The 22,800-nt window shown below is 68.0% G+C and carries 17 protein-coding genes; 3 read left to right on the forward strand and 14 right to left on the reverse strand.

All coding sequences use genetic code 11. From position 1 onward, the window contains the following. Positions 1 to 52: 52 nt before the first annotated feature. From ribD to C0541_RS16835, 5 genes are all read right to left on the reverse strand, one after another. A complete protein-coding gene (ribD, locus tag C0541_RS16815) occupies positions 53 to 1,147 on the reverse strand; it encodes a bifunctional diaminohydroxyphosphoribosylaminopyrimidine deaminase/5-amino-6-(5-phosphoribosylamino)uracil reductase RibD (protein WP_115050068.1) in 1,095 nt (364 codons plus the stop codon). Further along, complete coding sequence (locus C0541_RS16820; protein WP_193725934.1) at positions 1,138 to 1,623, reverse strand: GNAT family N-acetyltransferase; 486 nt, start codon at positions 1,621 to 1,623, stop codon at positions 1,138 to 1,140. Before C0541_RS16820 ends, ribD begins: the two co-directional genes overlap by 10 nt. Beyond that, complete coding sequence (nrdR, locus tag C0541_RS16825) at positions 1,620 to 2,144, reverse strand: transcriptional regulator NrdR (RefSeq protein ID WP_006453216.1); 525 nt, start codon at positions 2,142 to 2,144, stop codon at positions 1,620 to 1,622. Before nrdR ends, C0541_RS16820 begins: the two co-directional genes overlap by 4 nt. A 102-nt stretch (positions 2,145 to 2,246) precedes the next feature. Then, positions 2,247 to 3,500: a serine hydroxymethyltransferase gene (gene glyA, locus C0541_RS16830; RefSeq protein WP_115050070.1), complete on the reverse strand. Its 1,254-nt coding sequence runs from the start codon at positions 3,498 to 3,500 to the stop codon at positions 2,247 to 2,249. Positions 3,501 to 3,682: 182 nt separating this feature from the next. Then, entirely contained in the window at positions 3,683 to 4,207 is a 525-nt protein-coding gene (locus C0541_RS16835; RefSeq protein ID WP_115050072.1) for an RcnB family protein, read from the reverse strand. 226 nt (positions 4,208 to 4,433) lie between these two features. Here C0541_RS16835 and ettA point away from each other — a divergent pair, with 226 nt between their 5' ends. Further along, positions 4,434 to 6,095, forward strand: a complete 1,662-nt coding sequence (ettA, locus tag C0541_RS16840; RefSeq protein ID WP_115050074.1) for an energy-dependent translational throttle protein EttA — start codon at positions 4,434 to 4,436, stop codon at positions 6,093 to 6,095. A 53-nt stretch (positions 6,096 to 6,148) separates the two neighbouring features. On the opposite strand, the gene def is transcribed toward ettA, so the two are convergent. After that, positions 6,149 to 6,664, reverse strand: coding sequence for a peptide deformylase (gene def, locus C0541_RS16845; RefSeq protein WP_115050076.1), 516 nt, complete (start codon positions 6,662 to 6,664; stop codon positions 6,149 to 6,151). A 279-nt stretch (positions 6,665 to 6,943) separates the two neighbouring features. Further along, positions 6,944 to 7,366 (reverse strand): arsenate reductase (glutaredoxin), encoded by a 423-nt coding sequence (gene arsC, locus C0541_RS16850; RefSeq protein ID WP_115050078.1) that lies wholly within the window; start codon positions 7,364 to 7,366, stop codon positions 6,944 to 6,946. A 486-nt stretch (positions 7,367 to 7,852) separates the two neighbouring features. Between arsC and C0541_RS16855 the strand changes: the two genes are divergently transcribed. Both C0541_RS16855 and C0541_RS16860 read left to right on the forward strand, forming a co-directional pair. Then, positions 7,853 to 8,266: a post-PEP-CTERM-1 domain-containing protein gene (locus C0541_RS16855; RefSeq protein ID WP_161960110.1), complete on the forward strand. Its 414-nt coding sequence runs from the start codon at positions 7,853 to 7,855 to the stop codon at positions 8,264 to 8,266. Beyond that, positions 8,259 to 9,917, forward strand: coding sequence for a PA domain-containing protein (locus C0541_RS16860; protein WP_115050080.1), 1,659 nt, complete (start codon positions 8,259 to 8,261; stop codon positions 9,915 to 9,917). Before C0541_RS16855 ends, C0541_RS16860 begins: the two co-directional genes overlap by 8 nt. Before the next feature lie 250 nt (positions 9,918 to 10,167). Here C0541_RS16860 and C0541_RS16865 read toward each other — a convergent pair whose 3' ends face one another. The 7 genes from C0541_RS16865 to pncB all read right to left on the reverse strand — a co-directional run bounded on the left by C0541_RS16865 (position 10,168) and on the right by pncB (position 22,778). Next, positions 10,168 to 14,706 (reverse strand): cellulose synthase subunit BcsC-related outer membrane protein, encoded by a 4,539-nt coding sequence (locus C0541_RS16865; protein WP_115050082.1) that lies wholly within the window; start codon positions 14,704 to 14,706, stop codon positions 10,168 to 10,170. After that, on the reverse strand, positions 14,688 to 15,869 hold the full coding sequence (gene bcsZ, locus C0541_RS16870) for a cellulose synthase complex periplasmic endoglucanase BcsZ (RefSeq protein ID WP_115050084.1): 1,182 nt from the start codon (positions 15,867 to 15,869) through the stop codon (positions 14,688 to 14,690). Before bcsZ ends, C0541_RS16865 begins: the two co-directional genes overlap by 19 nt. Further along, on the reverse strand, positions 15,866 to 18,181 hold the full coding sequence (bcsB, locus tag C0541_RS16875; RefSeq protein WP_115050086.1) for a cellulose biosynthesis cyclic di-GMP-binding regulatory protein BcsB: 2,316 nt from the start codon (positions 18,179 to 18,181) through the stop codon (positions 15,866 to 15,868). The genes bcsZ and bcsB overlap by 4 nt, the downstream gene beginning before the upstream one ends. Positions 18,182 to 18,225: 44 nt before the next feature. Then, a complete protein-coding gene (gene bcsA, locus C0541_RS16880; protein ID WP_115050088.1) occupies positions 18,226 to 20,370 on the reverse strand; it encodes a UDP-forming cellulose synthase catalytic subunit in 2,145 nt (714 codons plus the stop codon). 93 nt (positions 20,371 to 20,463) lie between these two features. Further along, positions 20,464 to 20,922, reverse strand: a complete 459-nt coding sequence (locus C0541_RS16885) for a hypothetical protein (protein ID WP_115050090.1) — start codon at positions 20,920 to 20,922, stop codon at positions 20,464 to 20,466. Between the two features lie 29 nt (positions 20,923 to 20,951). Then, a complete protein-coding gene (bcsD, locus tag C0541_RS16890) occupies positions 20,952 to 21,407 on the reverse strand; it encodes a cellulose biosynthesis protein BcsD (protein WP_115050092.1) in 456 nt (151 codons plus the stop codon). Between the two features lie 174 nt (positions 21,408 to 21,581). Next, on the reverse strand, positions 21,582 to 22,778 hold the full coding sequence (pncB, locus tag C0541_RS16895; RefSeq protein ID WP_115050094.1) for a nicotinate phosphoribosyltransferase: 1,197 nt from the start codon (positions 22,776 to 22,778) through the stop codon (positions 21,582 to 21,584). Between the last annotated feature and the right edge of the window lie 22 nt (positions 22,779 to 22,800).

A 22,800-nucleotide genomic window follows, 5' to 3' on the forward strand; every position in this document is an offset into this window, starting at 1 on the left:
TTCATGCGCGCAACCACACGCCCGCGCGGCATCGGGCAAGGCCGTGCAGTGCTCATCCGGCAACATCCGGCGCATAGCGCAGACGCAGATCCTGCCCCAGCTGGCGCACATCCAGCAGCTGCAGCGCAGACCGCTGCGCCATCGTCTCGATGCCCAGCCCGGCCAGCAGCGGCCTGGCGGTATCGCCCAGCAGCACCGGCGCCAGGTAGACCAGCAGTTCGTCGACCAGCCCGGCCTGCAGCAGCGCACCGCTCACTGTTGCGCCGGCTTCCACGTGCACCTCGTTGATGCCGCGCTCGCCAAGCAGGGCCAAGACGGCCGTCAGATCGAAGCGGCCGGCATGCAACGGCATCGCAAGGAACTGCGCATCGTCCAGCGACGGCGCGGCCACATCCTCGCCATGCAGATACAACGTGGGCGCATCGCCCTGGCGAATGGTGTTGCATGCCAACGTCCGCAAGCCGGCGTCGAGCACCACGCGCAGCGGCGGCACGAACGGCGTGTCATCGCCCAGCCGCACCGTCATCGATGGGTCGTCGGCCAGCACCGTTCCCGCGCCAGTGAGGATCGCGCCGGCACGCGCACGCCAGCGCTGCACATCCGCGCGCGCATCGGCGCCGGTGATCCACTTGGATTCCCCGCTGGCCAGCGCAGTCCGTCCATCCAGGCTGGCGCCGAGCTTGACCCGCAGCCACGGCCGCCCGCGCTCCACACGCGACAGGAAGCCCCGGTTGAGCGCGCGCGCCTGTGCCTGCAGGACCCCGCTGAGCACCTCGATCCCGGCCTCGCGCAGCAGCGCAAACCCGCCCCCATTGACCTGCGGAAACGGGTCGGCCATCGCCGCCACCACACGCACCACTCCGGCATCGATCAAGGCCAGGGCACAGGGCGGCGTGCGTCCGTAGTGCGCACACGGCTCCAGCGTGACGTAAGCGGTGGCGCCCCGCGCCAGCGCGCCGGCCGCACGCAGCGCGAACACTTCCGCATGCGGGCCGCCGGCACGTTGATGGAAGCCTTCGCCTACGCACACGCCATCGCGCACGATCACGCAGCCCACCATCGGATTGGGCCGCGTGGTGTAGGCACCGCGCTCGGCCAGGCGCAGTGCCTGGGCCATCCAGCGATGATCGTCGGCTGTCACGCGCACTGCAGCACCGGCGCGACCTGCATCACCACGATCTGCATCGGCCCCAGCAGTAATTCTGCATGCGCATGCCAGCCCAGCCGCTGGTAGTACGGCACCAGCACTGGTTGGCAATACAGATACAAGGCCGGCACGCCAAGACGCGCGGCGGCCTGCACGCAGTGCGTCACCAGCGCCTCGCCGATGCCCTGCCCGCGCGCCTGCGGCTGTACGTACAGCGACGCCAGCCAGGGCGACCACTGGCGAACACGCGCATCGTCGTTGTCCAGCAGGCTGACCGACCCGAGCCACTGTGCCTGATCGAGCGCAACCCACGTGGTCGGGATCACGCCGTCGCGGCTGTGGCTGCGCAGCTCGCGCAAGGCCTCATCGAAATTCCAGTCCGGCAACAGGCTGCCGAAGGCCTGCAGATGCGCCTGCGCGATGGCCGGCAACAGCTCCGGCGTGTCGGCCACGCAGGCGATGCGCATCGCGCTCACCGCTTGCCGGGCTTGCCGGCGCGTTCCAGCGCCGCTTCCAGCAGCGGCAATTGCTCGATGCCGACCGGCAGCTCGCGCTCGAGCTTTTCGATTTCCTCGCGGAAATCGGCAACGTCCTGGAAGCTGCGGTACACCGAGGCAAAGCGTACGTAGCCCACATGATCGAGCTTGCGCAGCTCGACCATCACGTACTCGCCCACCCGCAGCGAGCCGACCTCGCGTTCGCCGGACATGCGCAACTGATGCACCACCGCCCGCACCGCCGCTTCGATCTGTTCTTCGGACACCGGGCGTTTCTGCAGCGCGCGGTCGAAGCTGGTGCGCAGCTTGCGCGCATCGAAGGCCTCGCGCCCACCGTCGCTCTTGACCACGGTCGGCAGCTTGAGTTCGATCGTCTCCAGGGTGCTGAAGCGCTCGCCGCACGCCTCGCACTCGCGGCGCCGACGAATCGTCGTGCCGTCTTCGGACACCCGCGAATCGATCACGCGGGTGTCGTTGTGCTGGCAAAAAGGGCAGTGCATCAGGGCGCCGGGATTGGAGAGTGGGGATTAGGGATTGGCAACAGCAGGTGCAAGGACGCGCTTGCTGCGCATCCCCAATCCCGAATCACCAATCCCGGCATCTCAGCCGTACACCGGATACTTCTTGCACTGCGCCGTCACCGCGTCGCGGACCTTGGCCAGCACCGCTTCGTCGCTGGGGGCGTCGAGCACGTCGGCGATCCAGTTGGCCAGGTCGATGCTGTCCTGCTCCTTGTAGCCGCGGGTGGTGATCGCCGGGGTGCCCAGGCGCAGGCCGGAGGTGACGAACGGCGAGCGCGGGTCGTTGGGCACCGAGTTCTTGTTGACGGTGATGTGCGCCTTGCCTAGCGCGGCTTCGGCGTCCTTGCCGGACACGTCGCGGCCGATCATGTCCACCAGCATCAGGTGATTCTCGGTGCCGCCGGAGACGATCTTGTAGCCGCGCGCGATCAGCGTGTTGGCCATCGCCTGCGCGTTCTTGACCACCTGCTGCTGGTAGGTGGTGAATTCCGGCTCCAGGGCTTCCTTGAACGCCACCGCCTTGGCCGCGATCACGTGCATCAGCGGACCGCCCTGGATACCGGGGAACACGATCGACTGCAGCTTCTTCTGCAGTTCTTCGCTGGCGCCCTTGGCCACGATGATGCCGCCGCGCGGGCCGCGCAGGGTCTTGTGGGTGGTCGAGGTGACCACGTGCGCATGCTCCATCGGGCTGGGATACACACCGGCGGCGACCAGGCCGGCCACGTGCGCCATGTCCACGAACAGATACGCACCGACGCTGTCGGCGATGGCGCGGAAGCGCGCCCAGTCGATCTTCTGCGAGTAGGCCGAAAAGCCCGCCACCACCATCTTCGGCGTGTGCTCGGTGGCCAGGCGCTGGACCTCGTCGTAGTCGATCAGGCCCTGCTCGTTGACGCCGTACTGCACGGCGTTGAACAGCTTGCCGGAGACGTTGACCTTGGCGCCGTGGGTCAGGTGGCCGCCGTGGGCCAGGCTCATGCCCAGGATGGTGTCGCCGGGCTGCAGCAACGCCAGATACACCGCCTGGTTGGCCTGCGAGCCACTGTGCGGCTGCACGTTCGCATAGTCGGCGCCGAACACCTGCTTGATGCGCTCGATCGCCAGCTGCTCGGCGATGTCGACGTACTCGCAACCACCGTAGTAGCGCTTGCCCGGATAGCCTTCGGCGTACTTGTTGGTCAGCTGGCTGCCCTGCGCTTCCATCACCAGCGGGCTGCAGTAGTTTTCGCTGGCGATCAGCTCGACGTGATCCTCCTGGCGGCCGGCTTCGTCGGCGATGGCCTTGGCCAGTTCGGGGTCGTAGGTTTCCAGTCGGACGTCGCGCGAGAACATGCAGAGCTCCGGGGCAGCTGTGGCCAGTAAGGGCGCCGATTGTAAGCCCCCGCACGGACAGGTGACCAATGGCGCCGGCGCAGGCCGTGCGCGGGGCGGTTTCCCCCTGAACGACAAAGGCGCACCGGGGTGCGCCTTTGTGGATGCTGCGCCCGCTGGCCAGGCCGGGCCGGCGCTGCGGCCTAGTTGTTGAGCACCAGGTCGGCAATCACGCCGGTTGCAATGGCCACCAGCAGCAGGTTGCCGGTGTTGTCGCGCTGCCAACGGTAGCCATACGGCGGGCGGCGCAGGTTGTAGCGGTCGTAGTCGTTGATCACGTAGACCGGGCCGTGGTAGCGCTGACCGCGGGCCCAGTACGCGCGCGGCGGCGGGCCGGCGCGGTAGTAGGCGGGGCGATCGTAGACATAGACCCGATTGCGGTCGTAGCGACGGTCCTGATAGCGCGCGTCGCGATAGCCCTCGCGGTAGCCATTGCTGTAGTAACGGCGGTCCTGGCGCCACTCGCGGCGGTCGGCGCGGCGGTCGTCACGCCACTCGCGGCGGTCATCCCGGCGGTCGTTGCGCCAGTCGCCGCGATGGTCGCGGTGGCCGTGGTCGTGCCCACGGCGGTCGTCGCGGTCCCAATCCCCGGCAAATGCGGCCGGTGCGGCGAAGCCCAGCGCCAAGATGGAGGAAAGCACAACAGTCACGATGCGTTTGCGGTTCATGGGATTGCTCCTGTCTGCGATGTCGCAATTTCATTAAGACGCTGACCGCCTTAACGCATTCTTGCTGGAATCGATTACGAAAACGCCTATTCAGGTGGGAAGTAAGCTGCCGTTTAGCTGCCGGATCGCCGGCGCGAGCCGGGCCGCTTGCCCGTATAATCGGCGCAATCCCTTTTCCGCTGCCTCCGGCCCCGGCCGGCGGGCTGCCTGCGTCCACGGAGCACCCATGTCGCAATACATCTACACCATGAACCGCGTCAGCAAGGTGGTCCCGCCCAAGCGGCAGATCATCAAGGACATCTCGCTGAGCTTTTTCCCGGGCGCCAAGATCGGCCTGCTGGGCCTGAACGGCGCCGGCAAGTCCACGGTGCTGAAGATCATGGCCGGCGTGGATACCGATTTCGAGGGCGAAGCCCGTCCGCAGGCCGGCATCAAGGTCGGCTACCTGGCGCAGGAACCGCAGCTCAATCCCGAGCACACCGTGCGCGAAGCGGTCGAGGAAGGCGTGGGCGACGTGCTGCAGGCACAGGCCGCGCTGGATGCGGTGTACCTGGCCTATGCCGAGGAAGGCGCCGATTTCGACGCGCTGGCCAAGGAACAGGAACGCCTGGAGGCGATCCTGGCCGCCGGTGACGCGCACACCCTGGAGAACCAGCTGGACGTGGCCGCCGATGCGCTGCGCCTGCCACCGTGGGAAGCGATCGTGGGCAAGCTGTCCGGTGGCGAAAAGCGCCGCGTGGCGTTGTGCCGCCTGCTGCTGCAGAAGCCGGACATGCTGCTGCTGGACGAACCGACCAACCACCTGGACGCCGAGTCGGTGGAGTGGCTGGAACAGTTCCTGGCGCGCTACACCGGGACCGTGGTGGCGGTCACGCATGATCGCTACTTCCTCGACAACGCCGCCGAGTGGATCCTGGAACTGGACCGCGGCCGCGGCATTCCGTGGAAGGGCAACTACACCGACTGGCTGACCCAGAAGGACGAGCGCCTCAAGCAGGAAGACAACCAGGAGAAGTCGCGCCAGAAGGCGATCCAGAAGGAACTGGAATGGTCGCGCCAGAATGCCAAGGGCGGCCGCACCAAGGGCAAGGCGCGTCTGGCCCGCCTGGAAGAGCTGCAGTCGGTGGATTACCAGCGCCGCAACGAGACCAATGAAATCTTCATCCCGCCGGGCGAGCGCCTGGGCAATGCGGTGATGGAGTTCAAGAACGTCTCCAAGAAGTTCGGCGACCGCCTGCTGATCGACAACCTGTCGATGATCGTGCCGCCCGGCGCCATCGTCGGCATCATCGGCCCCAACGGTGCCGGTAAGTCGACCCTGTTCAAGATGATCACCGGCGCGGAGAAGCCCGATTCCGGCGAGATCGTGGTCGGTCCGACCGTGCAGCTGTCGTACGTGGACCAGAGCCGCGACAAGCTGGAAGGCAGCCACAACGTGTTCCAGGAAATCGCCGGCGGCCTGGACATCCTCAACATCAACGGTGTGGAAATCCAGTCGCGCGCCTACATCGGCCGCTTCAACTTCAAGGGCCAGGACCAGCAGAAGATGGTCGGCTCGCTGTCCGGTGGTGAGCGCGGCCGCCTGCACATGGCCAAGACGCTGCTGCAGGGCGGCAACGTGCTGCTGCTCGACGAACCGTCCAACGACCTGGACATCGAAACGCTGCGTGCGCTGGAAGATGCATTGCTGGAGTTCCCGGGCAACACCTTCGTGATCTCGCACGATCGCTGGTTCCTGGATCGCATCGCCACGCACATCCTGGCGTTCGAAGGCGACTCGCACGTGGAGTTCTTCCAGGGCAACTACCGCGAGTACGAAGAAGACAAGCGCCGCCGCATGGGCGATGACGCCGGTCCCAAGCGCCTGCGCTTCAAGGCGCTCAAGTAAGCACGACAAGGGCGCCGCGAGGCGCCCTTGTCATATGCGATGCGGTTGCGCGACTACAGGTCGTAGGACAGCACGTCTTCGAAGCCGAAGGTGTCGAAGTTCTCGATCCGCGAGGGGTACAGCCGGCCGACCAGATGGTCGTACTCGTGCTGCACCACGCGGGCGTGGAAGCCTTCGGCCTCGCGTTCGATCGGGCTGCCGTCCGGCGCGAAGCCGCGGTAGCGAATGTGGCGATAGCGCGGAATGACGGCACGCAGGCCGGGAATGGACAGGCATCCCTCCCAACCGTTTTCCATCTCCTCCGACAGCGGTTCGATCTGTGCATTGGCCAATGCGGTGCGCGGTACTGCCGGCGCCTCGGGATAGCGATCGCTGGCTTCGAAGCCGAACACCATCAGCTGCAGATCCACCGCGATCTGCGGTGCGGCCAGACCGACACCACGCGCATCGTCCATGGTCTCGAACATGTCGGCCACCAGCGTGCGCAGCTCGGCGCTGCCCAGGTTGGTCACCGGTGGCGCCACGCGCAGCAAGCGCTTGTCGCCCATGCGGATAATTTCGCGAATCATCTGGCTGCTCCGGGGAAACGTCGGGGTGATTTTAGGACCTCTGTGGTAGGGGCAGGTGAGGCTGGGGATTGGGGATTGGGGATTGGGGATTGGGGATTGGGGATTGGGGATTGGGGAATGGGGAATGGGGATCGGGGATCGGGATTTGGGATTTGGGATTTGGGATTTGGGATCGGGGATCGGGGATCGGGGATCGGGGATCGGGGATCGGGGATCGGGGATCGGGAATTAGGGTGACCGCGCCTGATGTGGGATGACTGCGTGTTTCGGGTATCTGTCTCAGCCCGTTACGCGTTGCCCGGCAGCGTCGAGCACGCGTTCGCCGTCTTCCTTGACGAAGCCGTGCGTCGCCGGCGGCAGCAGGTCCAGCACCCGTTCGCAGGGGCGACACAAGCGCGTCCCCAGCGCGGTTTGCACGAAGGGGCGGTTGATCAGGATCGGATGCGTGAGCATGGCGCTCAGCAGCGCTGCGTCGTCCAGCGTGGGATCGTCAAGCCCGAGTTCCAGATACGCAGTGCCTTTCTGACGCATGGCCGCGCGGACCGGGATGCCGGCGGCAGCGATCAGGGACTGCAGCGTTTCGCGTGTGGGCGGGTGCTGCAGGTAGTGGACGATCTGCGGTTCGATACCGGTGTGACGGATCAGCGCAAGCGTGTTGCGGGAAGTCCCGCAGTCCGGGTTGTGATAGATGACGGCGTGCATGGGGACCTGGTGCGCGGAGTGGTCAAGACTGTAACGCGCTGCGTGCGTAGACCGGGCCCCTGGCCGGGCTGGACTACAGCCCCTCTCCCCTCGGGAGAGGGGTTGGGGTGAGGGTACGGAGCGAAGCCCATGCGTACCCGATCCCTGCTCTCAACCTCCACCAGGCTGCGCTCGTACCCTCATCCGCCCCTTCGGGGCACCTTCTCCCGAAGGGAGAAGGGATGCTTCCGGCCCGGTTGGTTCGTGTCAAAAATCTGGCCAATCCGGGTGCCGGCTGCCGCTGCAGCTCCCATGAATTCCCCCAACGCAAGTGCGGCGATGACTGTTTCAGGCTAGCGCTTCGCATTCAGCGGCTCGCATGTCAAAAGATTGACACACATCACGGATTCATGATTCAGTCATGAACAGACTGAAACGGAAGGATCCCCCGACGCTGGTGTCTGCACGGCGTCCCTTTTCCCTGTTGGACCCAAGGAAACCCCAACGATGATGAGCTTTCGCAAGCCCGGATGGATGCTGTCCGGCGTGTTGTGTGTGGTCTGCCTGCCGGCCCTGGCCGTCGCGCAGGAGGCCGCAACCAGCAGTTCCAAGGTCGGCATCGACCCCACCACCGGCAAGCTGCGCCCGCTGACCGACGCCGAGAGCGCGGCGCTGGATCAGCAGGCCACCTCGGCCGCCCGCAGCAGCGCCGCACGCACGAGCGTTCCGCAGACCGAAGCCGCTGCCCGTGCCACCGAGCGCCGCCTGCCCAACGGCACCGTGGCGCGCAAGTTGCCCGCCTCGCAAATGAGTTCGCTGACAGCGACCCGTCAGGCCGACGGTCGCGTCGTGATCGAGCACAGCGACGACGCCGACACCCAACCCGCCCACGCCGAGCACGGAGCGCTGCCGCATGAATAAGCCCTTGTTGCTGTTGTCCCTGGCCGTGGCCGCCGCCATCGCGCCGCTGCACGCGGGCGCCGCCAACGTCACGTTGATCAATGGCGATGCCGGCACCAACGTCGGCTTGAACGACCCCACCAGCGTGGCGCCACTGGGCGGCAACCCGGGGCGCTCGGTCGGCGAGCAGCGTCGCATCGCCTACCAGTACGCGATGGACCTGTGGGGCGCGGTGCTGCAGAGCGACGTCGAGATCAAGGTGTATGCCTCGTTCGCGCGGCTGACCTGTACCGCCACCGGCGGCACGCTGGGCCAGGCCGGGCCGAACTGGATCGTCAACAACTTCCCCGGCGCCAAGCCCAATACGCTGTATCCGTCGGCGCTGGGCGATGCGATTGCCGGCCAGGACCTGGTCCCGGATCCGGCCGATCCGGCCGACGTGTTCTCGCAATTCAACGGCGACCTGGGCAAGGACGACTGCCTGGCCGGTTCGGGCTGGTACCTGGGCCTGGACGGCAAGACCCCGGAAGGCCAGATCAACTTCCTCAACGTGGTGATGCACGAGATCGGCCACGGCCTGGGTGCGGCGGGCTTCCTCAACAAGACCACCGGCGTGCTCGGTTCGGGCAGCGGGCTGACCGACGTGTACACCTCGCAGGCCTTCGACAACGTGCAGAACAAGCGTTTCGACGACCCGGCCATGACCAACGCCTTGCGTGCCGAAGCGATGCGCACGCCCGGCCGTACGGTGTGGGCCGGCACGCGGGTCAACCGCGAGGCGGCCTTGATCCTGGATCCGCGCACCTTGCTGCGGGTGACCGCACCGGCCAGCGCAGCGGGCAAGTACGAGGTCGGCTTTGCCAGCTTCGGGCCGTTGGCCAGCGCTGCCAATTTCCCGGCCAAGGCGGTGGTGACGGTCGACGACGGCGTTGCCGCCGCGTCCGTCAGCGATGGCTGCGAAACACCGTTCGCCAACGCAGCGGCGGTGGCCGGCAAGGTGGCGCTGATCGACCGCGGCACCTGCGCGTTCGCGATCAAGGTCAAGAACGCCCAGCTCAACGGTGCGGTGGGCGTGATCGTGGCCAACAACGCCGCCGGCGTGCAGACCATGGGCAATGCCGCGCCGCCGATCACCGACATCACCATCCCCGCCATCATGGTGTCGCAGGCCGATGGCGCGCGGTTGAAGGGCAGCACCGCGGTGGTGGCAGCGTTGTACGAAGATCCCGAGCTGCTGCAGGGCACCGACAGCGCAGGCCGCACGCGGCTGTACGCGCCCAGCGTGGTGGCCGGCGGCTCGACGTTCTCGCACTTCGATACCGACCTGCAGCCGAACGCGTTGATGGAACCGTTCGATACGCCGGAAGTGCAGGCGCATCTGAACATCGACCTGACCCCGGCGATGTTTGCCGATATCGGTTGGACCTTGAACCGCGGGCTGGCCAAGCTGGGCAGCTGCAACACGCTGGTGCCGACGCTGGAGACCGGCGGGCTGATTCCCGGCGCGAACATCTCTGCCGAGAGCAGCCTGTGCAAGACCCAGAACGCGGGCAACCGTCTCGGCTACCTGACCTGCATGGACGAGCATGCGCGTGAGTTGCAGAACCAGGGTGCCATCAGCCGCGTGCAGCAGGCGTCGGTGTTCGTCTGCGCCACCAAGGTGCGCCCGTAAGCGACAGCCGCGGTCTGCAGTCAATCGATGGAATGCGAACGGCGCCGGGAGGCGCCGTTCGTCTATCCGCCATCGTGTTGTTTCAATCGGGCGACCAACCGCGCCAAATCAAGGCCACTGCATACGACATCGCAAGCAGCCGTGAGGTGGTGCGGGCGATGTGTCGGAGCCTGGCGGTACGCGCGGCACCGACCGACGCCGCATAGTGGCCAGACAGCGCGGTGGCTACGCAGTCGATTTGCTTACGCTCTCAACGATCGGCAGCATACGGCGAGGTCAGCACCTGCGGTGCGCGCCCCAAGGCGGCGCCCAGCCGATCCATCACGAAACGCAGATAGAGATTGCTGCTGAACTGGTTGTAGTCGCGCGCATTGTTGAAGGTCATGCGCCCGCCCAGGAACAGCTGCGGGGCCACCTGCCACTCGGCCGCACCACTGAGGTTGTAGGACACGCCGGTGCGGCTTTCGCCTGCATACACCGGGTCGGTATAGCGATTGACCAGGCCGAGCAAGGCCGACAGCGAGGCGGCATCGTAGGCGGCCTGCTGCAGGGTCGGGTTGGTCGGGAAATACGGCGAGGCCTCGGTGCTGAAGTGCTGCACGCCGATGCTGGCATCGACCTTCCAGTTGACCGTCTGACCGGCGCTGCGGCCGCTCCAGTGCACCGGGAAACCCAGGTCCACATAGTCCTGCGGGCTGAAGTAACCGCCATGGCCGTAGGTGAAGCCGCTGAGGTTCCTGTCGTACTGCATCGCGGTCAGGTTAACGCCGGCGGTAAGCGACTGGTGCCGGGTTTCCAGCGCATGCACGTAGAAGCCCAGGTCGACCTGGCGCTGGTCGTTGTCGGCGACGTTGTTGCCAAGCAAACGGTGCGCGGCAAGATTGGCATAACCGCCGAGCAGCCCATTGTCGGCCGTGGCCGACAGCGACACGCCCGTGCTGGTGACCCCGCCCCATTCGCGGCCGCTGCGTGCATCCTGCGCGCCGGCGAACGACAGCACGCTGTCGGTGACCGCACGTCGCGAGGCCTCGGCCGACCAGCTCACCGCATCGCCGAGCTCGCCGCGATAGCCGACGCCGCCGATGAGGTTCTGTTCCTGGAAGCCGATCGGGGTAGTGCCGATGTCGGCACTGAACCCGCCATTGCGATAGCGCACGCCGACGCCCACGCCGGTGTCGTCCTGGCTGAGCCGGCGCGCGCCGTTGCCGGTGGCGGCCATGGCGTTGAGGGTGGCGGCCAGCCCGGTCGGCGTCTGCTGTGCGGCGGCCGTGCTGGCGGCCAGCGCGCGCAACGCGGCCGCATCGCCGGCGGCCAGCTGTTCGCTGAGCGCGGCGTTGCCGAGGATGTCGCGGGCCAGCTGGGCGATCGGCGTGCTGGAGGCGTTGATGCCGAGCAGGTAGGCCGGCAACGGTTCGTTGGCCAGCGCCGCCACCGCGGCGGCATTGCTGTTGTTGTTTTCGACCAGCAGTTCGTTGAACAGGCCGGTGTTCAGGGCGTAGCGACGCAGGCGTTCGCGCGTGGCGGCAGTGTCGCCGGCGGTGGCGAGCAACTGGTACATCGACGAGCCGACCAGCGTATCGATCGGGCCGCGATCGGCCGCCAGCGCGTCGTTGACGGCGGTCTGCGGACCGCTGCCGAAGCGGCTGGCGGTGGCATAGTCGGTGGTCAGCGTGCCGGCATCCACGATGGTCGGTGTCAGGGTGACGCCAAGCTTGCCGTCGCCGACGGCGAACTCGGCCTGGACCGGCATTTCGATATCGTCCAGGCGGCCCAGGCCGTCTTCGCCGTCGCGCGCGCGGTACAGCGCGCCGCCGGCGAGGTGGTCGCTGTTTTCCGACTGCACCGCGCGCAGTTCGTCGAGCACGCCGTTGCCGCTGCCGAGCGGCGGCAATGCCTGGGCAGCGGGTTTGGTCAGGCGCGGACCGGCGTCCGCGGCGATCGGCGCGACCGCGCGCGCGGCAAGCAGCCGGTCGCCGCGCGACGACCCGCGCAGGCGGCCGCTGGAGACCGGCAACATGGCAGGCGCGGCGCTGGCAGTGACCGGCGGCGGCAACGCATCGCCGCCGATGTCGTCGTCGGCAGAGGCACCCACCGGCGCGGCAGCGGCGAACCGTGACCAAGCCGGCGGCGGCGCGAGCGGTACAGCCGCGACGGCGCCAAGCGCGCTCCCGCCATCCACGCGCTCGGACAGCACCGCCGGCGAGCGCGGCATGCCGCCGCTCATGCCGGAAAACGGATTGAGCGGGCGACCGGACGAGGCGACCGCGGACGGGCCGCGCGCCGACGGCAGGCCGTTGTCCAGTTGCCCGGCCTGGCGCTGCTGGGCCGCCAGCGAGGCACGGAAGTATTGCTCGGCCTTGCGGTTCTTGCCGGCGCTGCGATACACGCGGCCGGCGGCGGCCAGCACCTCCGGCGACTCCGGCGCCTGCGCCAGCGCGCGCTGCAGATAGCTCTCGGCATTGCGCAGGTCCGACTGCGCGGCCGCGCTGTTGGCAGCGGCAGTGAGCGTGTCCAGATCGTGGGGGTGGCGCTGCAGGATCTGCTGGTAGATCGCCAGTGCCTGCCGCTGATCGCCGGCGGCGGCATACAGGCGCGCCAGGGCGGCCTGGGTGTCGCGGCTGTCCGGTTGCTGGGCCAGGATCGGCGCCAGCGCATCGTAGGCGCCTTCCAGGTTGCCGAGCTCGCGCAGCGCATCCACCTGGCGCAGCGTATAGGCGCTGCGCAGGCGTTGATAACGACGCAGCTGGTCCGGCGTCAGGGTGGTGGCCTGTACCTGGCGCAGCACCGCCGACAGTTCGGCGTCCTGGTGCGCGCGCAGCAGCACGCCGGCGTATTGCAGGCGATCTTCGGTGCGTGGATTGGCGCCGGTGACCAGGCGCTGGGCCAGGGTCAGCGCGCGTGGCGCGTTGCCGGCGTCGGCATGCGCGCCGGCCAGCGCGGCCAGCAGCTGCGGGTCGTCGAGCTGATTGCCCAGCGCGGTTTCGGTACGGGCCAGCAATTGCTGCGCCTCGCCCGGCCTGCCCTGCTCCACCAACCCACGCGCCTGACGCGCCTGCAGTTCGATCCAGGCAGTGGTGCGCAGTTGGGTCATCTCCGGCGTGCGCGCGGCGAGCGGAATGCGGTCCAGGCTGTCGTAGGCGCCCTGCCAGTCGCCGCTTTCCTGCGCCAGCAAGGCGTTGGCCTGCAGCGCGTCGGGCTGGTCGCCATGCACGGCGAGCAGGCCATCCATCACGCTGCGGGCCTGATCGGGGCGGCCGGCCTGTTGGTACAGGCGGGCCAGGTCCAGGCGGATCCAGGCATCGCCCGGCCGCTCGACCATGGCCGCTTCCAGCTCGGCCTGCGCGCTGACCGCGTCACCGGCTTCCAGCGCCTGACGCGCGCGGGCGCGCTGTACGTTGGAGCGCAGCAAGGCTTGTCCGCCGGCCTTGGTCCGTTCTGCGGCAGGCAGGCGATTGAACAGGTCGCTGGCTTCCTGCATGCGGCCCTGGCGGCTGTACAGGCCGACCAGGCCCTGCAGCGCGCCGGCGTTGTCGGCATCGCGCGACAGCGCCTTGCGGTAGCTGGCTTCGGCCGCGACCGGGTCGCTGCCGGCCTGCAATCCGCCCAGCGCCACATGCGCGGCCGGTTCGTTGGGCAGCAGCTGCACCGACTGCTCCACCAGCTGGCGCGCCTGGGCCAGATCGCCGCGCGTGCGCGCAGCCTCGGCCTGCTGCAGGTGCTGCCAGTACCGCGCGCTATCGAGCGCGCCTTTCCACTTGCCGTTGCTGGCCGCGGCCGGACGCAGCAGCTCCTGCGCTTCGGCAAAGCGCTGCTGCCGCAGCCGCACCGAGCCCAGGCCGCCGAGTGCCTCCGGATCGCGCGTACGTGCGCGCAGCACCTGCGTGAAGCGTTGTTCGGCAGCGCCCAGATTGTTGGCGCCCAGCGCGCGGAAGCCTTCGCCCAGCAGCACGCCATTGGGGTCGGCCGGTGCGGCGGCGGCGGCGCTGCGTTGTTCGCGCAGCTGGGCGAGTCTGGCGGTGACTTCGGCATCGGTCGGGGTGCCGGCCAGAAATGCCTGGTACAGCGGCGCGTCGGCCACGCCGGCGTTGAGCCACAGCAGCGCCTGGCGCCAGCTGGTACGCGCCGGGCCGCCGACATCGGCGCGTTGCGCCAGCGTGCGCAGCTGCGCAATGCCGTCGCGGCGGGTGGGTTCGCGGTACGTCAGCACCTGCGCCAGCGCCAGTTGCACGGACGGGTTGCCCGGCTCGCTGGACTGCAGGCGCTGCAGGCCATCGCGCGCGCGCTCCCAACCGGTGGGAGTGCCGGCCAGCGATTGGTAGTACTCCAGCGCCAGCGCCGGCGGCGGTGGCTTGCCGGCGAACACCGCTTCGTAATTGCGCGCGGCCTCCACATAGCGCCCGGCGGATGCGGCACGGCGTGCGTTGCGCAGGTTCGGGTCTTCGCCGGCACTGCTGCCGCGCGCGCCGATCGCCACGCGCAGGCGCTGTGCCTGCGGCGATTGCGGATGGGCCGCTTCCAGCTGCTGCAGGCGCTTGCGCGCATCGGACTGGCGCCCCTGCGCCAGGTCGATCTGGGCCAGGCCGAGCAAGGCGTCGGGCTGATCCGGGTCGATGCCGAGCAGCTTCTTCCAGGTATCGGCGGCCAGATCGTCGCGGCCCTGGTCGTGCCAGTAGTTGCCCTGGCCGACCAGTTGCTGGGTGGCGCCGGTCTGCGCGTGCACCGGCGAGGCGAGCAGGCACAATTCGATCATGCCGGCGAGATAGAGCGGCGTCAGGTTCTTGTGGAGCATGCAGGGGTTCTCCAGGCAGGCAGCAGGCGCCCGTCTGCGGCGAAGCGATAGCGGTTCTCAAGCCAGCCCTGTCCGAACAGGGCCAGCATGCGTTCGTAGTACGGCAATGCGGTGGCCGCAGGCTGCGCGGCGGCGGGAATGCGCTGCGCCTGCGCCTTGAGCAGGGCGGGCTGCCCCAGGGCACTCAAGTACGGCAGCAGTGCGGCGGAAAATCCCACTGGCAGCATGCCGCTGCCGACGCCGCGCGTGGTGTCGATCTTTTCGGCAAACGGATGTTGCGCGGCGAGCAGGTCGGCCGGGCCGGACAGGTCCCGCAGCAAGCCGCTGCGCAGCGGCTCGCCGGCATCGAGCATGCCCGCCCACAAGTACACGCGGATGGCGTCGTAGCTGCCGACATTGCCGCGCTTGGGATCGGGGCTGAAGCGTGTGCCGTCCCACACCGTCCAGTCGGGCGCAAAGCCCACCGGCGCGCTGTCGCGCAACACCCGCGCGGCGTTGCTGGCAATCACCGCCCACGGGCCCTTGGGGTCGGCGTTTGCACAGCGGCGCAATACTTGAATCGGCAGATAGCTGGGATTGAGCGTCCAACGCTGGGTTTCGACAAATCCTGCGCGGCCGGGCAGCAGCATCGCGCCCAGGCCCGGCAGCGTGGCCACTTCCTGCTGGCGCATCAATTGCAGGATCTGCTGGCCGGCCTTGCCGTAACCGGGCCGGTTCCACAGCCGGCCGGCTTCCAGCAGCGCGTAGGCGATCCACAACTCGCCATCGCTGGCGGTGTTGGGATCGAGCACGCGCCAGCTGCCACTGCCATCGCGCCCCCACAGCCAGGCCGGAAGGTTGAGGTCCGGGCGGCCGCCGCACAGGTTGTGGCGGGTCCAGCCGAGCACCTTGTCGAACAGCACCTGGTCGTTGTTGACCAGGGCGAAGAACAGCGCATACGACTGGCCTTCGGAAGTCGAGCGCTGGTCGGCATTGAGGAAATCCACCACCCGCCCGTCGGGCTGGATGTGCTTGCCGACGAAGGCATTCCACAACGGCCAGGGGCCGCAGTGACTGGCCGCGGCCAGCGTGGCGTCCGGCAGCACCGCACCCAGGCCGGCCAGGGCGCCTGCGCACAGCAGCCGACGGCGCGTCATGGCAGCGGCAGGCGCGCGCGCGTTCATGCGCCGCGGCCTTCGTTGAGCCGCTCGGCGGTGTGCCGGCGCAGCACCACGCGCGCGGCCAGCGCCAGCAACAAGGCGAGCAGCACCACGGTGAGGGCCAGCCACACCGGGTGGTGCGAGAAGTACCAGCGCAACCAGGTCGGCAGCGGCAGATGGCCCACGTAATAGGTCTGGTTGCCGACCAGGCTGGTGACCTTCTTCTGCTGCAGCAACACCACGCTGCCCTGGAAGTCCTTGAGCAGGGTCGGGTCGAACCAGGCATCGAACAGCCGGTTCATGCTGGCCGGGTCTTCGGCCTGGAACGCAACCACGCTGCGGCCTGCGCGCAACGGCGATTCGAAGCCCATCAGCAGCACATCGTCCGGCTGCGGTTGCAGGGCGATGTCGGCGATGGTGGGCAAGTCGGTGCGGCGCGCATCGAAGGACAGCAGGCGCGGCAGTTTTTCCAGCACCCAGTCGGTCAGCGCAACGCGGGTCGCCTGCCCGTCCTGGCCAACCGGCAGCTGTGCGCGCCACTGCTTGAACAGCGGCTGCGACTGCGCACTGCCGAGCAGCAACAGGTCGCGGTCGGCGTGTTGCTGCACGGCGCCGGCACCGACGATCTGCGCATGCAACGCCGGATAGCCGGTGGAGGCGCCGAAGCGTCCGAGCAGGGTCAGCACATTGCCCAGGTCCTGGTCGCCGGGATTGTCGGGCAGCACGATGGTGGATTCGGACAGGTCGGCCAGGCGCGTGAACGGATACCCGGCATTGGCGAAGGCGGCCAGGTTCGGCATCGCCATGTAGTGGTGGAAACCGCTCAGGTCGATGCTGGAATCGGCATCGATGGCGCCGGACACGTCCGGAAAGGTGTTCCTGCACTCCTCGCCCTGCGGGCGGTCGAAGAAGAAGTGGAAGCGCAGCTGGCTGTTGGCCGAGAACGCGCCCACCGGCAGCTTTAGATCCTGGTGCACCGGCATGCTGCCGCGCGCGCCCAGGCTGTTCCACCAGCGCATCGGGGTGGATTCGGCGAACGGGCGGCCGGTCAGCGGCAGCGTGGTCACGAACGACGTGTTGATGCTGACATTCAACGCAGACTTGTTGTCCACCTCCGGCACCGTGTAGCGATATTTCAGCGCAACCGGGATACCGTCGCGCTCCCACACGAACAGGTCCGGCGGCAACTGCAGGCCGACCCGGATCAGGTCCGGGTGGTAGCCGCTGACATTGAGCTGGCCGGGCTGGGACACCAGGTCGCCGAAGCGCACCGGAAGGGCGCTGGACACCCAGTTGGGTGCGTCGTACGGCTGGCGCGGCGCCGGCGCGCTGAGCTCGCCGATGCGGGCGACCGCCCCGGTCAACGGCGCGCGCAAGGCCAGCGCGGTGGCCGCGCGTTGCAGGTCTTCGCTGTTGCGGCCGAGCACCAGCAGCAGCTTGCCGTTGGGATCGGTCGGGTTGACCACCACGGCCACGGTCGGGCCGCGGATGTCGGCCACGCCGCTGGCGGCGGTGGCGAACTGCTCCGGCAGCGTGGCGGTGGTGGCGAACACCACCGCGTTGCCGGTGCCCGGCAGTGCGGTGGTCGAGGTCGGGAACACGGCGCCGCGATAACCGGCCAGGCTGCCGAACCACGAGGCGACCACGCCGGCTGCCTGCAGCGTGGCGTGGTCCGGGCGCTGCGGGAAGTAGAACGGCAATTCCAGCCGGCGCGTGTCGCGCACATCGAAGAACGGCACCGGCAACAGCGCCAGGTTGTTGGCCAGCGCCAACGGCGTGGTGGTCAGCGACAGGCTGGTGGCCGCGTCCACATTCGCCCACAGGCTGCTGTGGTCAGGATCTTCGCACTCGCGCGTGTAGTGGCCGATCAACTGCAGGTTGAGCTGGTTGTAGTCGGTGACCAGGCGCGGGTCGATCGGCAACTCGGCCGAGAGCAGCTTGCCGGCATTGGCCTTGTCGGCAGGCAGGCTGCCCACGGTGACGCCGTTGATGGTGACCTTCAGATGCGACAGGTCCGGCAACAGCGCGGGCGAATAGCTGTACTTGAGGTTGAGCGTGGCGGAGGTGACGATCTCGTCGCTGCGCACGCTGAAGGGCACGCCGGCACTGCCCTGCACGCCGCGCAAGGTGATCTCGTAGTCGATACCGAGGTCGCGCAGGCTGGAAGTACGCGTGCTGCCGGCCGGCAGCGGCACCGGTGCCGGCGCAGCGCTCGCGGCGGTGCCGGACGGCTCGGTCGGCGTGCTCGTCGCGGTTGCTGGGCCGGCCTGCTGCGCCTGCGCCAGGCCGGCCAGGAGGGTGAGCGCACAGGTCAACACGGCCGGGAACATTCGCATCGGTTGCTTCTTGGCAGGGAAAGGGGAAACGGCAGGCGTCATGCTCACGATTCCAGATCCAGCGCGCGCGCCGGACGGAAGCCCTGGCGCGCACTGAGCGCGATATGCCCGCCCAGGCGGCCGAAGCCGCGCGCGCTGGCGGCCAACACCTGGCCCATCGAGCGCCAGAACGCATCGCGGTCGTGCCGGCCCCATTGCGACAGCCAGATGTCGGCGCGCGCAAAGGTCGAGGCCACCAGCCAGCGTTCCTGTTCCATCGACATCGCGCCGAACTGCACGCTGACCTGGCCGTCGCGGTCCTGTCGCACCACCGCCGGCAAGGTCTGCTCCACACCGCGGTGACTCAGGCCGATCCGGACCGGCAGGCCCGGCTCGACCGGCTGCGGCTGGGCCAGCCTGATCGCCATGCCGCCGGTGGAAAAATTCAGCGAGCGGCTGGGCAGCACGCTGCCATCGGGCAGATACAGATTGACCGGGACATCCAGCGGCACGCGGTGCGCGCTGCGCACCTGGCGGGTTTCGCTGGCCGTGGCGATCGTGGCACCCAGCAGCACCATGTTGTAGAGCGTCCAGGCCAGGTTGAACCAGATCGTCTGCTGCTCGCCGCTGCCGCCCACATAGATCAGCCGCAACACGCCGGCAGCCACGCCGGCCATGTTGAGCAACAGCAGGAACAGGTAGGGCTTTGCAATCTGCGCATCGAAATAACTGCGCGCCACCAGCCCGCCCTTGGGCGTGACATTGAACTTGCCGAGCCTGGGGTTGAGCAAGGCGACCAGGGTGGGACGGAAGATGTACCAGGCCAGCGTGGTCTCGTAGACCTCGTTCCACAGCAGATGGCGGAAGCGGCTCTGCACCCGCAGGTTGGTCAGGTTGGCCTGCAGCAGATGCGGCAACGCATAGGCCAGGATCATCAACGCCGAGGCCTGGATCACGTGCGCGCCGAAGAACAGGTAGGCCAGCGGCGCAGTGAGATAGATGATGCGCGGCAAGCCGTAGAAGAAGTGCAGCATCGCGTTGAGATAGCACAGCCGCTGCGAGAGCCTGAGCCCGCGCCCCAGCAGCGGATTGTCGATCCGCGCGATCTGCGCCATGCCGCGTGCCCAGCGGATGCGCTGCGCCACGTGGCCGGACAGGCTCTCGGTGGCCAGGCCTGCGGCCTGCGGCACCGCCAGGTAGGCGGTGCGATAGCCGCGGCGCTGCAGCTTGAGCGCGGTGTGCGCATCCTCGGTGACGGTTTCCACCGCCACCCCGCCCACCTCTTCCAGCGCGCTGCGCTTGATCACCGCGCAGGAACCGCAGAAGAAGGTCGCATTCCACTGGTCGTTGCCATCCTGCAACAGGCCGTAGAACAGTTCGCCTTCGTTGGGCACCTTGCCATGCGTGCCCAGGTTGCGTTCGAACGGGTCGGGCGAGAAGAAATAGTGCGGCATCTGCACCAGGGCCAGCCGGGTGTCGCGCAGGAACCAGCCCATCGCCACCTGCAGGAAACTGCGGGTAGGAATGTGGTCGCAATCGAAGATCGCCACGTACTCGCCGCTGCATTTCTTCAGCGCGGCGTTGATGTTGCCGGCCTTGGCGTGCGCGTTGTTGGTGCGGGTGACGTAGTTGATGCCGACCTCGGCACAGAACTCGCGGAATGCGTCGCGGCGGCCGTCATCGAGCAGATGGATGGTGATCTTGCCGGCCGGCCAATCGATCACGCTGGCCGCCAGCACGGTGGTGCGCACCACCGACAACGGCTCGTTGTAGGTGGGGATGAACACGTCCACGCTCGGCCACAAGGCCTGGTCGGCCGGCAACGGCACCGGCTTGCGATCGAGCGGCCACAGCACCTGGAAGTAGCCCAGCACCAGGATCACGAACGCATACAGCTCCGCGCCCAGCAGGCCCAAACCAAGAATGAAATCCACCGCGCTGCCCACGCCCATGGTCTGGGTCATGCGCCACCAGATGTAGCGGCACGACACCGCCAGCGACATGCCCATCATGGCCAGGATCACCACCCGCCCGCCGCGCTTGCGCACCGCCAGCGCAACGGCGAACAGCACCGCGGAGAACACCAGCTGCTGGGTGACATCCATCGGCACGGCAACCACGAACGCCAGCAGCAGGCCGCCCAGCAGCCACAACGCCCAGGTCGCCAGCGTGGGCAGCGGTGATCCGGAACGGAGACTGGCAGCGGTCATCGGAGAATCCTTCAAGTGTGGCGGCATGCGGCAGGACAAGGCGAAACAGGCGAGCGCACCGGCGCCTGCCGAAAACTCACAGGGTGGTTGCGATCAACGCGAGCGCAGTCGCTGCAGCGGGCTTTGCGTCGAGCTGGGCGCATCGGCCTGCAACAGCCGCTGGAACAAGTGCTCCAGCGGCGTCTGCGCCTGGCGCCCGCCCGGCTGCGGTGCAGCAGCTGCGGGCTCGTCGAGCTGGCGCAACTTGCGCAGCGGCGCGAGCGGGGGGCTTGCGGTCTGCTCGACCGGCACCGATGGCTGCGCCACCGGCGCTGCCTGCCCGGCAGGCGACACGCTGGGCGTCGCGGCGGCGGGCGCCGGCACCGCGTCCGCCGCAGCACCGGCCTGCCGGGGCGCTGCGGGGACCGAGGCCTGGGTCACGCCCGGCCTGCGCGGCGGCAGCTGGGTGTGGGCGAAATCCTGGTAACCCTCGCTCGCCTGCGTCCCCAGACGCGCGAACAGGCCGGACACATCGTCATGCCCGGATACAGCCTTGTTGTCCTTCGGTGCCATCACACTCCCCCTTGCCCGAATTCAGCCGTTCATGCCGTCCGCATCAACACGAAGTTGCGCAGATCGACGGTGTCGCCCGGCGCGTTCTGCACCGCCAGGCCTGCCAGCATTCCCAGTTGCTGGAACCACCCCTCGTACACGCCCTGCAGGAACCCATCGCTCCACGCGGCGCCATCCAGTGCCACGCCCAATGGCGCGCCGGCATGCCGAATCCGCACGTGGTCGGCGTGTTCGTGCAGCGCGCAGCGGCCCCAGTCGCAGCGCTCCCACACGGCGTTGGCGGCCTGCTGCATCTCGTCCAGGGTCGTGCAGTGCGCCAGCCGGTGCTCGCGCGCGAAGCGCCGGCCGATGCGCGCCATCAGCATGGCCAGGTCGTCCCCGGGCAACTCGGCGCCGAACTCGGCGGCCATCGCACGCACGAAGCCCAGCCACTGCCGGGAGCAGCTACGCGTGCGGTACAGCGACAACGGATCGGGTGCAGTCATTCGAACGTCGCGAAAGAAAAGGGCGTGCGTCAACATCGCTTGCATCAAAAGTGAAGCAAGCGTGATGCCAATGTTAACGAACCCATGCGGTAATTGAGCGCTGCATCGCATTTTTTCCGGCCATTCCCTGACAGGCCCGCCCTGGCCCCGGCATAACCTGCCGCTACACGTCAGTCACTGCCGCGCGTGGTCACCCGCTTCCGGCACCGGCGGCAGGCCGAACACATCGCGCAGATAGCGCAGGTACCCGGCGTCCTCGCACATGCTCTTGCCCGGCGAGTCGCTGAGCTTGGCCACCGGCTGCCCATTGCAGCGGACCATCTTGATGACGATCTGCAGCGGCGTCGGCCCCAGGTCGTTGGTGAGGCTGGTGCCCACCCCGAACGCCAGCCGGCAGCGGGTGTGGAAGTGCGCGTACAGCCGCATCACCTTGTCGATGTTGAGGCCATCACTGAACACCAGCACCTTGGTCGCAGGGTCGATGCGGTGCGCCTGCAGGTGGGCGATCACGCGCTCGCCCCATTCGAACGGGTCGCCCGAATCATGGCGCATGCCGTCGAACAGCTTGCAGAAATACAGGTCGAAGTCGCGCAGGAAGGCGTCCAGCCCCACCACATCGGACAGGGCGATGCCCAGGTCGCCGCGGTACTCGCGCGCCCACGACTCCAGCGCGGCCACCTGCGAGTCGCGCAGCCGCGGCCCCAGCGCCTGGAACGCCTGCAGGTACTCGTGCGCCATCGTGCCCAGCGGGGTCAGGCCGTACTGCTTGGCGAAATACACATTGCTGGTGCCGACGAACTGCGCGCCCAGGCCATCGCGCAGCAATGGCAGCAACTCGCCATGCCAGTGCCGCGAATAGCGCCGCCGGGTACCGTAATCGGCGATCTTGCAGCCGGCCGGCATGCTGCGCAGGCTGCTCACCTTCGCGCGCAGGCGACGACGGCCTTCCTCGAAATCCGGCGCGGAGGTATTGCGGAACCACACCTCGTTGACGATCGCCAGCAACGGTACTTCGAACAGGATGGTGTGCAGCCACGGGCCGCGGAGGGTCAGCTCGATCTCGCCCGGATGGGTGGTCGATGCCGACAGCTGCAGATACTTGCGGTCCAGATGGAACAGCGCCAGGAAGTCGGCAAAATCCGGCTTGATGAAGCGCAGGCCGCGCAGGTAGGCCACCTCGTCCTCGTGCAGCCGCAGCCGGCACAGCGCATCGATCTCGCGCGAGATCTCGTCGATGAACTGCGCAAGATCCACGCCGGGCGTGCGGCACTTGAAGCGGTACTCGACCTGCGCGGCCGGGTGCTGATGCAGCACCGCCTGCATCATGGTGAATTTGTACAGGTCGGTGTCGAGCAGCGAATGGATGATCATGCCGCCGGATTATGCCCGCAGC

This window comes from Xanthomonas arboricola, from assembly GCF_003353015.1.
Taxonomy (GTDB): Bacteria; Pseudomonadota; Gammaproteobacteria; order Xanthomonadales; family Xanthomonadaceae; genus Xanthomonas; species Xanthomonas arboricola_E.

Excerpts from the sequence above, each read along its gene's own strand:
- nrdR (WP_006453216.1), bottom strand. The coding sequence starts at position 2,144 with ATGCACTGCCCTTTTTGCCAGCACAACGACACCCGCGTGATCGATTCG.
- glyA (WP_115050070.1), bottom strand. The coding sequence starts at position 3,500 with ATGTTCTCGCGCGACGTCCGACTGGAAACCTACGACCCCGAACTGGCC.
- C0541_RS16835 (WP_115050072.1), bottom strand. The coding sequence starts at position 4,207 with ATGAACCGCAAACGCATCGTGACTGTTGTGCTTTCCTCCATCTTGGCG.
- ettA (WP_115050074.1), top strand. The coding sequence starts at position 4,434 with ATGTCGCAATACATCTACACCATGAACCGCGTCAGCAAGGTGGTCCCG.
- def (WP_115050076.1), bottom strand. The coding sequence starts at position 6,664 with ATGATTCGCGAAATTATCCGCATGGGCGACAAGCGCTTGCTGCGCGTG.
- arsC (WP_115050078.1), bottom strand. The coding sequence starts at position 7,366 with ATGCACGCCGTCATCTATCACAACCCGGACTGCGGGACTTCCCGCAAC.
- C0541_RS16855 (WP_161960110.1), top strand. The coding sequence starts at position 7,853 with ATGATGAGCTTTCGCAAGCCCGGATGGATGCTGTCCGGCGTGTTGTGT.
- C0541_RS16860 (WP_115050080.1), top strand. The coding sequence starts at position 8,259 with ATGAATAAGCCCTTGTTGCTGTTGTCCCTGGCCGTGGCCGCCGCCATC.
- C0541_RS16865 (WP_115050082.1), bottom strand. The coding sequence starts at position 14,706 with ATGCTCCACAAGAACCTGACGCCGCTCTATCTCGCCGGCATGATCGAA.
- bcsZ (WP_115050084.1), bottom strand. The coding sequence starts at position 15,869 with ATGAACGCGCGCGCGCCTGCCGCTGCCATGACGCGCCGTCGGCTGCTG.
- bcsB (WP_115050086.1), bottom strand. The coding sequence starts at position 18,181 with ATGCGAATGTTCCCGGCCGTGTTGACCTGTGCGCTCACCCTCCTGGCC.
- bcsA (WP_115050088.1), bottom strand. The coding sequence starts at position 20,370 with ATGACCGCTGCCAGTCTCCGTTCCGGATCACCGCTGCCCACGCTGGCG.
- C0541_RS16885 (WP_115050090.1), bottom strand. The coding sequence starts at position 20,922 with ATGGCACCGAAGGACAACAAGGCTGTATCCGGGCATGACGATGTGTCC.
- bcsD (WP_115050092.1), bottom strand. The coding sequence starts at position 21,407 with ATGACTGCACCCGATCCGTTGTCGCTGTACCGCACGCGTAGCTGCTCC.
- pncB (WP_115050094.1), bottom strand. The coding sequence starts at position 22,778 with ATGATCATCCATTCGCTGCTCGACACCGACCTGTACAAATTCACCATG.